Source organism: Pseudomonas sp. Sample_14, assembly GCF_004307515.1.
In the GTDB taxonomy this organism is placed as follows: domain Bacteria; phylum Pseudomonadota; class Gammaproteobacteria; order Pseudomonadales; family Pseudomonadaceae; genus Aquipseudomonas; species Aquipseudomonas atacamensis.
Genome location: NZ_RCOC01000088.1, coordinates 36,093 through 50,622, shown reverse-complemented (window position 1 = coordinate 50,622; position 14,530 = coordinate 36,093). Strand labels below are relative to the sequence as shown.

The following is a 14,530-nucleotide window of genomic DNA, read 5'->3' as shown; positions in this document are numbered from 1 at the left end:
AGCAATCATGTCGAAACTTTTGCTGATTGACCTCGACGGAACAATGATCGACACGCCGCATTTTCAAGCGTGGAGCAACGTCGCTCACAGACTTGCCGGCAAACAACTGACTCAGCGCGAATACATTGACCACATTGCCGGACGTCCTCGCATGGAAGGCGCTTCACGATTGCTGGCGCTGATCACCGATGACATCGGTGCTGAAATGACCGGCTCGCTCAGCGCAGACGAACTGGCGCAGCACAAACAAAAGGAATTTCTACAGCTCTCCCAAGGCACTGAGCTGTTCGAGGACGCAAAGCGATTGCTGGAACGTATTGCACAAGCCGCACAGCCAGTGATGTTTTATACGGCGTCTCTGAATGCGCCGCAATTGTTCGAGGCGGCTATCGAGCGCTCCAGTCTGCGGCAAGAATCAAGGTTATCGATTACCCGACAGGCGCCCGGTCAGAGCCGCGAAGCGCTGATTCAACAACTGGTCGGAAGCCGCGATCCGCAGGATGTCGAGCTGATTGACGACAGTCCCTATGCAACGGATCTGGCCTGTGGCCTGGGGCTCCATGCCTGGCAGATCCGCCGGCATGATCTTGAACCCAAGGCTGCTCATCCACAGGCATCAATACTGTCATCGCTTGATGAATACCCCCTGGCAAACCCATCCCAAGGAAGGACCATGAATAATCAATCCGCTGTTCTCGTTACAGGCGGTGCGGGCTACATTGGCTCGCGTCTGGTACCAAAACTGCTGGCTGCCGGTTACCGGGTCCGGGTACTGGATGCGCTTTATTTCGGCAACGGCCTGGAGGGCGTGATGAACCATCCGGCACTGGAATTCATAAAGGGCGATATTCGCGATCCGCTGCTCGTCGAGCAGTCGCTTCGGGGGATGCACACCGTTGTCCATCTTGCCGCAGTGGCCAATGATCCCAGTTTCAATTCGGCACCCGAACTCGGCCAGTCCATCAATATCGATTGTCTGCCGCATCTCATGAGCAGTGCAAAGCGCCTTGGCTGCCGGCGCTTTATCTATGCATCCTCAGCCAGTGTCTACGGCGTCAATACAGAACCATTTGTCGATGAGCGCCAACCCTGCGTGCCCATCACCGACTACAACCGCTTCAAGGCTGACGGCGAAAAAATACTGTTCGGGCTCACTGATGCATCCTTTGAAACCGTCGCGGTTCGAGCCGCTACCGTGTGCGGCTGGTCGCCTCGCCAGCGCCTGGATCTGACCGTCAATATCCTTACCGCCAGTGCGCTGGCGCGCGGTGAAATTACCGTGTTCGGCGGCAGTCAATACCGCCCCAATGTGCATATCGGCGATCTGACCCGGCTGTATACGATGCTCGTGGAGCGCGAATCGCTGGACGAAGTCTGCGGAACCGCAATCAACGTCGGCTACGAAAACCACACGGTGACCGAGATAGCCGATCAGGTAAAACAGGTTGTCGATCGCTACTTCCTCGTCAACGTGCCGATCACCACTACCCGCAGCGATGATGTTCGGTCTTACCGTCTGGATTCGCGACGGGTGCAGGAGACACTGGGTTTCGAGTTCATCTATTCGATCAGGGATGCCATCGTGGAAATCTGCGAGCAATGGCAATCCGGGAACTTCAACGACAGTGACGATGTGTTGTCCGACACCCGCTATCACAATGTGCGCAACATGCTGCACAAAGACTGGTCGTTCCAGCCGTCGGGGGACACGTCGTGCTGACCATCGCTTATGGAGAGGAGTGCGAGGATATCGTCGGTATCGAGCCGCGGACATCGTCCTTCGCAGCCTGCGTGGCAATGCTGGCCAATCCCTTGATCGGCGTGCGCCCGCATGTGCCCAGTGCCTCGCCGCGCACACGGCGCACGCAACTGCTCTGCGCGGGGGTCTATGCACCCGGGGTCGGCGTTTCGCGGGAGATCATTTCTTTGCCAGCGCCGGCAGTCCTGCGCCTCTACGATGTGGACACGGGCGAACCTCTCGAGCCATCAGGCGATGGACCGGCGGTGGTGTTGGCAATGGATCAGGCGACAGTCAGCAGCCGCGAGCTGTTCCAACTGCGGGGCGTCCGTTATGAGCTGACGATTGATCAGTTCATTGATGCCCCTGATGACAGCGCCGTGTCGACCCGCATCAGTCTGACTCGACTGGGCGAGCCGACCGGTGCGCACCGATTGCGACTGGATTACGGCGTGGATGGCAGTGCCGAGAATGAATACCTGGGCACCAGTGACTGGCTGACCGCCCGACATTACCGTTTTGGGCAAAGTGTTGTCGATCGAACGGCCTTCACTGTGGATGTCGATGCCGCAGAGTATCGGCTGCGCTACGACGTACGTGTCGAACAGTCCGGTTCAGCGGCGAGTTCCGTTGTTTGCTGGCGACACGGCCTGCAGGGTTGTATTGCTTCCGTCACCATGGATTTCGACTCGGTGTTGCAGCATCGCATCGCCACGCATTGGCGGGTTGCAATCGATGGCGAGCACAGTATGCCCGACGCGCTTTCTGGCGACTTCGATGTGACCCATATCCAGAGCAGCCATCTTGACCGATGGAGCAGGATCTGGAGCGAGCATGACGTCACTGTTCAAACCGCGCAGAGACGTACCGATCTGGGCATCAAATACGCGATGTTTCAATTGCTACAGCACGGCGTGGGAGTCGCACCCCCCGAGCGGGGAACGCTCTCGCCGGCGCGCGGCCTGACCAGTACGTATCACTCCGGAGCGACGTTTTTCGATACCGAACTGCACAAGTGCATGTTCTGGATCTGGAACGAACCCGGTGTCGCCAGGGCGTTGATCGACTATCGCTACCACTGTCTGGAACAAGCGCGGGAGTTTGCTCGGGCCAGTGGCTATGAGGGAGCGCGTTTTCCGGAAGCAGCCAATGATCGAGGGCGGGAAAATGGTCCCCATTATGTGCTGGCGTATCCCGAACAGGACATTCGACGAGAGTGGAGTGTCCATGAGGTGCTCCACATTTCGGCAGACGTTTGCTATGCGGTGAACAAATACTGGAAGGTCACCGGTGACGATGCGTTCATGATCTCTCGCGGCTTTGAAATGCTGCTTGAGTGCGCCCGCTTCGCCGCGTCCGTGTTCAAGTGGTCCGAGAGTCGTCAGGCGTATGTCGTTGAATCGGTCATGGGGCCGGACGAATACCACTATCATGTGGACAACAGCTTTTTTACCAATTACATGCTGCGCTGGTGCCTCCGGTCAGCGCTTTCCCTGTGCGACCGGCCGGGCTTTCCGGGATTGCCCGAGGCACAGTCCAGGCGCTGGCAGTCGATAGCCGATAACGTCTTTCTGCCCTGGATCACTGTGGGTGGGGTGGTCATTCCTGAAGAGTTCGAGGGTTATGCCGCCTTACCTGACACGCAGCTGCGTTCCGACAAAAAGCGTGGGCCGCAGTTTGCGGACGAGGCCGAACGGGAGAGCGCAGAGAATCTGCAGAATTTCGCGTCGCAGGTGGTCAAACAGGCCGACATCGTGTTGTTGATGTCGATGTTCCCAGAAGATTTTTCAACGGACGTGAAACGCGCAGCGTTCGAATATTATGAACCGCGTACGGTGCATGAATCGTCATTGAGCTACGGCCCGCACGCGGTTGTCGCCGCGCACTTGGGCAAGACGTCGATCAGTGCCGATTTCATTGCTCGGGCCAGCCGCTACAACCTCGATTTCACTCCGCTCGACGACTACATCAATGGCCTGCATCTTTCCGCCTATGCCGGAGCCTGGCAAGGCTTGGTGGAAGGGCTGGCAGGACTTGATCTCGTTGCGGACCAACTGGCCTTCCGCCCGAGGTTGCCCGCCGATTGGGATGCCTACCACTTCACCCTTGAGTTTCGGGGCCGGCGTCTGCGCATTTCCGTAATCGGGGACGATGAGCTGGAAATCCGCGAGGGCGGCCGGCAATTGCCAACAGAACATGGCCAGGATGGATATATATGCCTCAAGGAGGGGCACCGATGATTTCTATCAAAGAACGCTTATCCCCCTATAACGATGCGCTGCGAGTCTTGCCTTTTCGCAAGTTGCTGATCGGCCAGGGCCTGTCGATGGCCGGCGACGCCATCTGTCTGGCGGCGCTGCCGATAGCGCTGATACGGGACGGTTTTGGTGGTGATGTGTTTGGCTTCATCATGGCCGCAGTCGGAATCGGAACCGTCGTCGGTGCTCTGGCCGGCGGCATGCTGGCGGATCGCAAGTCGCCTCGACAGGTGCTCATCTACACCGATACGGCCCGAGGCATGGCGCAGCTTGCGGCCGTCGCACTGCTTCTGACCGGTGCGCCTTGGGGCTGGCTGGTGCTGGCCTATCTGATCTTCGGCATCGGCATCGGCGTTTCTCGGCCCTGCGCTCAGGTGCTGCTGGTCAGCCTGTTACCCAAAAAGGCGCTGGTCGCGGGCAACGGCGCGATGAACTTCATCGATAACCTGGTCGCCATTCTGTTTCCGGCGACGTTGGGCGTGTTCATTATCTTGTGGGATCCGGTCTGGGGGATACTGATCGATGGCTTGACCTTCTTCGGCGCGGCGATTTACACCGCTCAGTTACCGAATGTCGGCCGTCATGAATCCGAAGAGGAGTTCTCCCTGCGCGAGGCGTTCAAGGGCATCACCGTGGTCAGCCGTAACGCCACGCTGCTGCTGGGGTTTGCGGCGACGCTGGTGGTGAACGTGCTGTGTTTTCCGATTTTTCTGGTCGTTGCACCCTACGCGATCAGTCTTCGTTTCAGCGAAGAAATGTGGGGATATTGCCTGGCAGCATCAGGGTTCGGCGCTTGTCTCGGATCGGTTGTCACCGTGCTGGCCTCGGGGCACGAACGCCTGGTGGGACTTGCGGTGGTATGCGGGTTGTTCCTGGCCGGAGCGATGGCGTTACTCGGGCTGGGGACGGCGGCATGGATGGCTGTTCTGGGGGCGACGTTCGTCGGTATCGTCGAAGCGTCCTGGCTCACCGGCTGGGCAACCGCCATGCAAACACTGTCGCCCGAAAAGGATCTGGGCAAAGTCGTGGCGGTGGATACCTTTGTCACCAGCGGTGTGCACCCGTTCATTTATCTGGGCAGCGGCGTAGTCGGCGGGATGATCGGCTATTCCCAGACGCTTGCGTTGACCGCCGTCATCAGCGCGGTTGGCACTCTGCTGATCGTCCTGACGTCCATCATGTTCATGCCAGGGAGTGCGCGTAATGATCAAGTGCAATAACGTACAGGAACAGGCCCAGGATCTCTGTGGCGAGATCTTTGAACGCTGGCGGGAGCTGTTGCAATCGGGCGAGTTCATTCTCGGCGATCAGGTTCTGGCGTTCGAGTCATGGATGTCGGATCGTTGTGGCGGCGCGCACGCCGTTGCCCTCAATTCAGGCACGGATGCGCTGTTTCTGGCATTGCGCGCGCTCGATATCGGCCCCGGTGACGAGGTGATCACCTGCGCCAATACCTTTGTTGCCACTGTCGGAGCCATTGTTGCTGTTGGTGCCCGGCCGATCCTGGCAGATGTGGGTGACGATGAACTCCTGAGCGTCGAGACGATTGCGCCACTTGTGACTGATCGGACCAAAGCCGTGATTCCTGTCTATCTGCGCGGACGCCCTCTGGATATCGACCCCATCATCGACCTGTGCCGCTCGCGCGGGGTTGCCGTGATCGAGGATTGCGCTCAGGCGATCGGCACTACGATCGATGGCCGGCAAGTCGGCACTCGCGCTGATGCGTCAGCGTTTTCCATGCATCCGTTGAAGACGCTCGGTGGTCTGGGTGACGGTGGGATGCTGGTGACTCGCGATCCGGGAATTGCCGAATACGCGCGGATTGCACGCAATCACGGCCTGGAAAACCGTAACGAATCGATCCGGTTCGGCATCAACTCCAGACTCGACTCGTTGCAGGCAGCAGCACTCAACATCAAAGCGCAGTATCTGGATCAGTGGCTGAATCGACGCGTGGAAATTGCCGCGTTCTATGATGACGTCCTCTCGACAACCCGCACGGGCACTGACCTGGGGCGCGGCAAACCGGGAAATGCCTACTATCACTATGTCGTGCAATACACGCATCGTGACGAGCTGCAGGCTTATCTGGCAGAGAACGATGTGCAAGCGGCCATTCATTATCCGGTGCCCATTCATTGGCAGAAGGCATGGTTGAGCAGTCAGCCGCGCATTGCGTTGCCCACAACCGAACGCCTGTCCCGGCAAATGATCACACTTCCTTGCCACCATCATTTGTCGGATGGCGATGTAGAAAAGGTCGTCACGCTGATCAAGCAATTTGAACGCACGGTGAGGTGGTGAGCGTCGATATCGAATGTGTCGTGATTGGCGCCGGAGTGCTCGGGCTGGCTGTCGCCCGGGCCCTGGCCGTGAGCGGCCGTGAAGTGATCGTGGTGGAGGCGGGTGAACGCATTGGAACCGGCATCAGCTCGCGCAATTCAGAAGTCATTCACGCCGGCATCTACTACCCCACTGGCAGCCTCAAGGCGCAAATGTGCGTCGACGGCAGGCATCGCCTGTATGCCTTTTGCGAAGCGCACGCAGTAGCGCGCCAACCTCTGGGCAAGCTTGTTGTCGCAACCGATGAGGCGCAGTGCGGGGCATTGCAGCGGTTATGGCAGCAGGGACGGCGCAATGGCGTCAACGACCTGCAACTGCTCAGCGCCCGGCAGGCGCTGGAACTGGAGCCTGAGTTGTCATGTATCGCGGCACTCTGGTCGCCCTCTACCGCAATTGTCGACTCCCATGCCTTGATGCTTGCCTTGCAGGCAGACGCCGAGGCGGCGGGCACCTCGTTTGCCTTTAACACGCCGTTCGAATCGGCCTGTCGTCGCCCGCAGGGTTTTGAGTTGCAGATCGGCGGTGCGCAACCCATGAACGTCAGCTGTGGCGAACTGATCAACTGTGCGGGCTTGTCTGCGCCCCAGCTTGCGGGTCACATTGTCGGTCTGTCTTCACGATACGTCCCGTTGGCCAGGTTGTGCAAAGGCAGCTACTTCAGCTTCAGCGGTCGGATACCTTTTCGCCATCTCATCTATCCCGCGCCCAAAGCCGCGGGTCTCGGCGTGCACATGACGCTTGACCTGGGGGGGCAGGCGCGTTTCGGACCGGATGTCGAGTGGATCGATCAGGTTGATTACCGTGTGGATCCTCAGCGGGCCGAAGGCTTCTATCAAGCGATTCGCCGCTATTGGCCCGGCCTGCCCGATGGCAGCCTGGAACCGGCCTATAGCGGCATCCGCCCGAAAATCAACGCCGTACACGAACCGGCGGCGGACTTTGTCATCAGTGGCCCATCGGCGCATGGAGTGCCGGGGCTGGTTAATCTGTTCGGCATCGAATCTCCTGGGTTGACGAGCTGTCTCGCCATCGCGGAGCGTGTCGTACAGGCGCTCGGACAAAATTGACCAGCCTTTGTCCAGGGGGGTCACACGTCCAATTCGATCAGCTCGCCATCGTCTTTTTCCAGCCGCTGTAAAAACACCTGCGCGTCCAGCAACTGATACGGAAAATACAACCCGGGCCTCACAGGCGCTTGCCCATCCAGCCCAACCAGTCGCTCCAGCAACATGGCCACGCTGAGCCCGGTCAACGCTGCTGCGCCTGATCGGTGAACTACGGCGTGGCGTGTGCGCAATGGCTGGCCCTCGTGATCCGTGCCTTCAAGTTCAATGAGTATTTCCGTCGACATCGGCTGACCCTGACGCCGGGTCGAGCTGACGCCGCTGGCGAGGTTGAACTCGACGTTCGGGGCGTCGGTGGCGGCGGCGAGGCCGGTGACGTCGATCGAGGAAAAGCCGGCGCCCTGCATGATTGTGCCGTCGACGGCGCGGAAGCTGACCTTGGCGTCGTCGCCTTCGCGCCAGATGAATTTGCCGTCGCGGCGGGTCAGTGCGGCGGGCAGCATTTTGTTCAGGTGTTCGAAATCGACGGCGACGGTCGGGCCGCCGCCGTCCTGTTCGTCGACCAGTGCATGAATGCGGATGTCGTGCACGCGGGCGAATGCCTTGGCGAGGTGCAGCGTTGCCACCGTGGTGGCACCGACCATCCATTCGTAGCCGAGGACAATGGGCGACGCGTCGTGGGTGTGAATGAAACTGGCGATTTGCGGGGCGATTTCGAACACGCCGGAAGAGATGCTCAGGTGCGGCACCTTGCGCTTTTGCGCAAAGCGTAGCCCGGCGAGGGCATGGTCCATGTAGAACAAGGCGATGGCGCTGACCGGGCGATCACCCAGCCCCAGATCATCTGCGCGAGCATCGATGACCACACCCTGGGCATTGCCGATTTGCTCGGCGGTTTGCTGAGCCTTGGCGAGGTCGCGTCCGCCGATCAGCAAGGGGACGTCGGGATGCGCTGCGCGCAATGCGCGAGCCGTCTGGTGGCCGATGGCGCCGGAGCCGCCCATGAACAGAATGGGATGAAGTGGCATGAATCCTCCTCATTTTTCCTGGATTGAAACGTGCTTGGGCTACACACCCTAGCACGCACTTTCCAGTTCGCCGGTGCGCTTGGCCTGCGCACCGACGAACGACCACTTGAGGAATCAGCCCAGATGATGCCGCTGTGCAAGGCGATAGACATCGGTGTCGAGGCCTTCGAAACGGGCCTTCAACTGCAACGCCAGATACAGCGAATAGTGCCGTGACTGATGCAGGTTGCCGCCGTGGAACCAGAGGTTCTGCTGCTGGGTCGGCTTCCACATGTTGCGCAGTTCACCTTCATACGGGCCGGGGTCGTTGGTGGTGCCGGAACCCAGGCCCCAGCAGCGTCCGACCTTGTCGGCGACTTGCTGAGAAATCAGCTTCGCGGCCCAGCCGTTCATCGAGCCATAACCCGTCGCATAAACGATGAGATCGGCCGGCAAGCGGCTGCCATCGGTGAGCACCACCGCATCCGCTTCGATGCGTTCGACACCGAGGCCCGGCGCGCTCTTGAGCTTGATCGTGCCGTTGGCGATCAGTTCCGAGGCGCCGACGTCGATGTAGTAACCCGAGCCACGGCGTACGTATTTCATGAACAAACCCGATTCGTCATCGCCGAAATCGAGCATGAAACCCGCCCGGCTCAGGCGTTCATAGAAGTCCTTGTCGCGCTCCTTGATCGCGTCAAAGATCGGTCGATGAAACTGCGGCATGACCTTGTACGGAATCGAGGCGAACAGCAGGTCGGCCTTGTCCGTGGTCAGCCCCGACTCCAGCGCCTCTTCGGAATAAAGCCCGCCGAAAACCAGTTCCATCAGGCTGTCTGAACGCACGATGTGCGTGCTCGAACGTTGCACCATGGTCACCTCGGCGCCGTTTTCCACCAGATCGGCGCAGATGTCGTGGGCTGAATTGTTCGCGCCGATGACCACTGCGCGCTTGCCTTTCCACGCATCGCCGCCGGGGTGACGGCTGGAGTGATGTTGCTGGCCCTGGAAGTTTTCGGCGCCTGGATACACCGGCACATTCGGTACGCCAGACATGCCGGTGGCGAGGATCAGTTGCGTCGGTTGCAGGGTGACGGGCTCGCCGTTGCGCAGGACCTCCACGGTCCAGCGGCCAGTCTCTTCGTCAAACGTAGCGCCGAGGCATTCAGTGCGCGGCCAGTAGTTGAGTTCCATGACCTTGGTGTACATCTCCAGCCAGTCGCCGATCTGGTCTTTCGGGGTGAACACCGGCCAGTGGTCGGGGAAGGGCAGGTAGGGCATGTGGTCGTACCAGACCGGGTCGTGCAGGCACAGTGACTTGTAGCGGCCGCGCCATTGATCGCCGGGGCGTTCGGCTTTGTCGATGATCAGCGTCGGTACGCCCATGCGTTTGAGCCTTGCGCCGAGGCCGAGCCCGCCCTGACCGCCGCCGACGATCAGGCAGTACGGTTGCGTGGTAATGCCCAGCGCCGCTTCTTCATCGCGGCGGCGCTCCAGCCAGTTGCGCTTGTCAGCGTGGGCATGGCCGTGGCTCGCGCCCATCGGCCGGCGGCGGCCGTTGGGTTCTTCGAAGCCTTTGAGTTCGCGCATGGTGGTCAACAAAGTCCAGCACAGACCGTCCTTCAGGCGCACGTAGCCTTTGCCACGCGCGGTGTCGGTTTCCAGGCTCATCCAGCCTTCAAGCACGCCATCGGTGAGCGTGGCTTCACCTTCGAGTTGCCAGCGTTCGGGCCGGGTCTGCTCAAGGCGTGTTTCGAGCATGTCGCGAATCGCCGGTTTGCCTTCCAGGGTGACGAGGTTCCAGCTGAACAGCAGCAAGTCACGCCAGTGGCATTCTTCGGCAAACAGCTCCAGCGTGCCGTCCACATCTCGTTGCGCCAGACGTTCGCCGAGGCGTTCGACCCAGGCCGCAAGTTGCGCTGTTGGCGATTGCAAAGGGGTTTCAATAGCGATGTTCATGGGGCCACTCCCGATCTTGTTGTTTTGGTAAGCCATGGCATCAGAGCAAGGCTTGGGCCATCTCATTGAAAGGCGCGGGCCAGAGCGTTTGATGCAAAGGCCGACAAGGCTTGGCGCAGGCGACATGTCACAAATTCGAGAATCGCGGATGACACTGTGTCACTCGGCGCGAAATTCCCCCGCAACGAGCTTTTCATCTAAGCTGCGGACACACCCGTGTCTTCACCGAAGCGGAGAACAACAACAATGAAACCGGCCTCGATCAACGCCCACGCGCGCCAGGTACTGCAAGCCGTGCAGGGCTCTGTTGCCAGCCACAGCGCGGCGGCAGACCTGGCGATCACCCGTTCGTGGCGGCGCTGCCTGGATCAATACCAGCTTGATCCGGCCAGCCGCCGCGCGCCGGACGTGCTCGAACAGGCGCGTTTGCGCGAACACCGTGCGCCGCTGGAACACATCATTTCCGTGGCGCACTGGCAGATGAACAGCCTGCACCAGCAACTGGGACGTGACGGCCATGTCGTGCTGCTCACCGATGCGCGCGGCGTGGCGATCGACAGCGTGTTCAACGAAGCCGAACGCGGCGAGTTCCAGCGCTCCGGGCTGTGGCTCGGCTCGGTCTGGAGCGAGGAGCACGAGGGCACCAACGGTGTCGGCACCTGCCTGGTCGAGCGCCAGCACGTGACCATTCGCCGCGACGAGCATTTCCGTGGTCAGCACGTCGGCCTGACCTGTTCGGCCAGCCCGATATTCGACGCCAGCGGTGGGTTGCTCGCGGTGCTCAACCTTTCCTCCGTGCGCGAGGAAAGCAGCCTTGAGCAACGCTTCAAGGCCATGGCCCTGACCAATCTGTCGGCCAGGTTGATCGAGAGCTGCTTTTTCCTTGGCCACGATCCGCAGCGCTATTTGCTCCGGTTTCATCCCGATGCCGGGTTTGTCGGGCTGCTGGGTGAAGGCCTGCTCAGCTTCGACGAGAGTGCGCGGATCTGTTCGGTGAATGCGGCGGCGCTGGATCTGTTGGGCCTGAGCCGCGAGCAGATGGTCGGGCAGTCGTTGACCATGTTGCTGGAAACGCCGATGGAGCAGTTGCTCGATCAGGCCAGTGCTCAGACGCACGTCTGCTGGCCGATGCGCCTGGCCGACGGGCGCTTGTTCTACGGCCAGTTGCGCGAACCGATCCGCTCCGCGCCGTTGACGCTTGCACCTGTCCCGCCAATCAAGGATGAGCGCGTATGCCTGGAAGACCCGCGCCTGCAACGCGGATTCGCTCGCGCGTTGCGTGTACTGGAGCGTGACGTGCCAGTGTTTCTGCAGGGTGAAACCGGCACCGGCAAGGAGGCCTTTGCGGCAGCGCTGCATCGCGCCAGCTCCCGCGCCGGCCAGCCGTTTGTCGCGATCAACTGCGCGGCGATCCCCGAGACGCTGATTGAAAGCGAGCTGTTCGGCTATCGCGGCGGCAGCTTCACTGGCGCGCGCAAGGACGGCATGGTCGGCAAGCTTGAGCAGGCCCATGGCGGCATTCTGTTTCTCGACGAAATCGGCGACATGCCCCTCGCGCTACAGACCCGTCTGCTGCGCGTACTCGAAGAGCGCCAGGTTGTGCCGCTGGGCAGCGCAACGCCGCGACCGCTTGATGTACGCCTGATCAGCGCCAGTCACCAGAATCTGCCAGCCTGCGTGGCCGACGGACGCCTGCGCGAGGACCTGTTCTATCGCATTGGCGGTTTCGCCGTGGAACTGCCGCCGCTGCGCGAGCGTTCCGACAAGGGCCGTCTGCTCGACCTGCTGCTGCGCGAAGAAGCGGCGGGCGCCACTGTGCGGCTGCAAGCGGGAGTTCGAGAGCGCTTGCTGGCGCAGCCCTGGCCGGGCAACGTCCGGCAATTGCGCACCTGTTTGCGGACGTTGGTGGCGTTGGCAGTGGAAGGCCGGGTCACGCTGGAGGACGTGCACGAGTTACTGCCCGCAAGTGACGACCAACCTGTTGACGATCCACTGGGCGTATCCGAACGGCAAACTCTGCTCAGCTTGATTGAAGCTGAACACTGGCATGTCGCGCGAGTTGCCCGTCGTCTGGGGATTAGCCGCAATACGCTGTACCGCAAGCTTCGTCAGCATGGGATCAATCGACCTGGTTGAAGACAATCGCGATCATTTGCGTTCATTCGCTGTTGATTGCGCGTATTGCCGGAAAATTGCTTGGATCCAATCATTGATCCACTATATCGCACGCCGACAAGCGGTAGGCTGAGCCTATTGCCCAAAGTGATGGCGCAATGACATATTGCAGCACCTTTCCTCACTTCAAGATGTACCGAAAATGCGCCCCCTCAAGTCACTTGTTGCAGCGTCGTTGCTGCTCAGCGGGTGCAATGGAATGCCAGTCGCTTTTGTTCAGGATCCTGTTTTAGACCAAGCCTTTGTCGTTCACTCCGGCGCGCCTTTGCCGTACGTGCTGATGGGTTCGGCTGTGCAATGGAATGAAGACTTCGCCGTGACGGTGAAGCACATTCCTTACTTGTCGGGCACGGTTTTCCAGGGGCAGGCAGACGTGCAGTTCTTCCGTCACAAGGCCAATAGCGTGCCGGCGTGGCGCGGCTACAAGCCGGGCGAGGAGCTGACTTCGGTGGGGTTCAATTCGCTGTACATGTCGGTCAAGGGCACCGGCCAGGCGTTGCCGGCCATGGTTCGCCTCGACGTCAAAGAGGGCAATGTGCTTTACGGCACCCATAATGGCGCGCTGGCCAAAGGCATGTCCGGCGGGCCGGTGTTTTCCGCCGATGGCAAAGTGGTTGGCATCAACGTGGCGTTTCTCACCCGTGACGATGTCAGCCGCCTCAAGCGCAAGGACTTGCTCGATCAACCGCGCGTGAGTATTTTCCTGCCGTACGCGGAGATCAATCGCGAGTGGTCGCGCTATCAGGCCAGCATCACACCAACGACGCCACCAGCGACCAAACTGGCCAGCCGCTGATCAGCGTTCGCGCAACGCTTCGCGGGCGCGGTTGAGTGGTTTGATCAGGTAGTCGAGCACGGTTTTTTCGCCGGTACGGATGTCTACCGTGGCGATCATCCCGGGCACGATGGCGAAGCGTTTGCCGGCCTTGTTGCGCAGCTCATCCGAAGCGGTGCGGATGAACACGCGGTAGTAGAAGATCTCCGGCTTGGCTTCGTCCTGAATCGTGTCCGGCGAGATCGTCACCACTTCGCCGTCGAGGCTGCCGTAGATCGAATAGTCATAGGCGGTGATTTTCACTTTCGCCGCCTGGCCCGGGTGAATGAAGGCGATGTCGCGCGGCGAGATACGCGTCTCGATCAGCAGTTGTTCATCCAGCGGTACGATCTGCATGACCTGGCCGTTAGGCGCAATGACGCCGCCAATCGTGCTGACCTCGATGTCCTTGACGATGCCGCGCACCGGCGAGCGCAGGGTCAGGCGCGACAGTGAATCGGTGCGACCACGGATCACCGCTTCGAGCATCTGCGCTTCGGCGTTGGCCTTGGCCAGGTCTTCGCGGGCGCGGACCATGTAATCGGAGCGGGCTTCGGTGGCCTTCAATTCCAGCTCCGAGCGCTGACGGGTCAGGCGCAGCACTTCAACCCGGCTCGAGGCGCCGATTTTCGCCAGGTTTTCAGTGATCGCCAGTTCGCTGCGTACCAGTTTCAGCGAGCTCTGAATACCGTCGAGGGTTTCTGCCAGACCTTTGCGCCGGGTCTGGTAGAGCTCGGTTTCGGCGCGGATCAGATCGGGAAACTCCTGCAGCGATGCGTCGAAGGTCAGCGGCTTTTCGCTGACTTCGGCTTGCAAGCGGTTGACGCTGGCCAGCGCCGCGCGGTACTTGGCCGCGCTTTCGCCGACGTTGGACTGGTTCTTCACCGGGTCCAATTGCGCGAGTATCTGCCCGCGCTCGACCAATGCGCCTTCGCTGACATTGAGCTGCTCAAGAATGCCGCCCTCCATTGACTGAATCACCTGTTCGCGCGAGCTGGGCACCACTTTGCCGGTACCGGTCGAGACCTCGACGATCTCGAACCACGCGGCCCAGGCAATGAAGCAGGCGAGCATCAGCGCGCAACCCCAGATCACCTTTGCGCCACCGGCAAGAGCGCGCTCATCGCGGCCGTCGAGGTAGGACATCGGGTCCGGCACGTCGGTCATCA

At 60.5% G+C, this 14,530-nt stretch carries 10 protein-coding genes; 7 read left to right on the top strand and 3 right to left on the bottom strand.

The genetic code is table 11. The features are described 5' to 3' along the window. Nucleotides 1–7 precede the first annotated feature (7 nt). Genes D8U61_RS20795 through D8U61_RS20775 form a run of 5 tightly spaced genes read left to right on the top strand, consistent with a single transcriptional unit; the run spans nt 8 to nt 7,409 of the window. A complete protein-coding gene (locus D8U61_RS20795) occupies nt 8–1,720 on the top strand; it encodes an NAD-dependent epimerase/dehydratase family protein (protein WP_052269087.1) in 1,713 nt (570 codons plus the stop codon). Beyond that, nucleotides 1,714–3,978: a glycoside hydrolase family 65 protein gene (locus tag D8U61_RS27930; protein WP_206663092.1), complete on the top strand. Its 2,265-nt coding sequence runs from the start codon at nt 1,714–1,716 to the stop codon at nt 3,976–3,978. Before D8U61_RS20795 ends, D8U61_RS27930 begins: the two co-directional genes overlap by 7 nt. Next, on the top strand, nt 3,975–5,216 hold the full coding sequence (locus D8U61_RS20785) for an MFS transporter (RefSeq protein WP_110599251.1): 1,242 nt from the start codon (nt 3,975–3,977) through the stop codon (nt 5,214–5,216). Before D8U61_RS27930 ends, D8U61_RS20785 begins: the two co-directional genes overlap by 4 nt. Continuing rightward, nucleotides 5,200–6,303 (top strand): DegT/DnrJ/EryC1/StrS family aminotransferase, encoded by a 1,104-nt coding sequence (locus D8U61_RS20780; protein ID WP_130927574.1) that lies wholly within the window; start codon nt 5,200–5,202, stop codon nt 6,301–6,303. The genes D8U61_RS20785 and D8U61_RS20780 overlap by 17 nt, the downstream gene beginning before the upstream one ends. Then, nucleotides 6,300–7,409, top strand: coding sequence for an NAD(P)/FAD-dependent oxidoreductase (locus D8U61_RS20775; RefSeq protein ID WP_130927573.1), 1,110 nt, complete (start codon nt 6,300–6,302; stop codon nt 7,407–7,409). The genes D8U61_RS20780 and D8U61_RS20775 overlap by 4 nt, the downstream gene beginning before the upstream one ends. Before the next feature lie 20 nt (nt 7,410–7,429). Here D8U61_RS20775 and D8U61_RS20770 read toward each other — a convergent pair whose 3' ends face one another. Together D8U61_RS20770 and D8U61_RS20765 are read right to left on the bottom strand one after the other, a co-directional pair. Beyond that, nucleotides 7,430–8,434: an NAD(P)-dependent oxidoreductase gene (locus D8U61_RS20770; protein WP_130927572.1), complete on the bottom strand. Its 1,005-nt coding sequence runs from the start codon at nt 8,432–8,434 to the stop codon at nt 7,430–7,432. A gap of 114 nt (nt 8,435–8,548) precedes the next feature. Next, entirely contained in the window at nt 8,549–10,372 is a 1,824-nt protein-coding gene (locus D8U61_RS20765; RefSeq protein ID WP_130927571.1) for an NAD(P)/FAD-dependent oxidoreductase, read from the bottom strand. Nucleotides 10,373–10,618: 246 nt separating this feature from the next. Here D8U61_RS20765 and D8U61_RS20760 point away from each other — a divergent pair, with 246 nt between their 5' ends. Both D8U61_RS20760 and D8U61_RS20755 read left to right on the top strand, forming a co-directional pair. Beyond that, nucleotides 10,619–12,508 carry a sigma-54-dependent Fis family transcriptional regulator gene (locus tag D8U61_RS20760; RefSeq protein ID WP_130927570.1) on the top strand — a complete coding sequence of 630 codons (1,890 nt, stop codon included), beginning with the start codon at nt 10,619–10,621 and terminating at the stop codon, nt 12,506–12,508. 238 nt (nt 12,509–12,746) lie between these two features. Then, the gene (locus D8U61_RS20755; RefSeq protein WP_024012659.1) at nt 12,747–13,343 is read left to right on the top strand and encodes a trypsin-like peptidase domain-containing protein; all 597 of its coding nucleotides are present in this window, start codon (nt 12,747–12,749) and stop codon (nt 13,341–13,343) included. On the opposite strand, the gene D8U61_RS20750 is transcribed toward D8U61_RS20755, so the two are convergent. Then, nucleotides 13,344–14,528, bottom strand: coding sequence for an HlyD family type I secretion periplasmic adaptor subunit (locus tag D8U61_RS20750; RefSeq protein ID WP_038862077.1), 1,185 nt, complete (start codon nt 14,526–14,528; stop codon nt 13,344–13,346). Between the last annotated feature and the right edge of the window lie 2 nt (nt 14,529–14,530).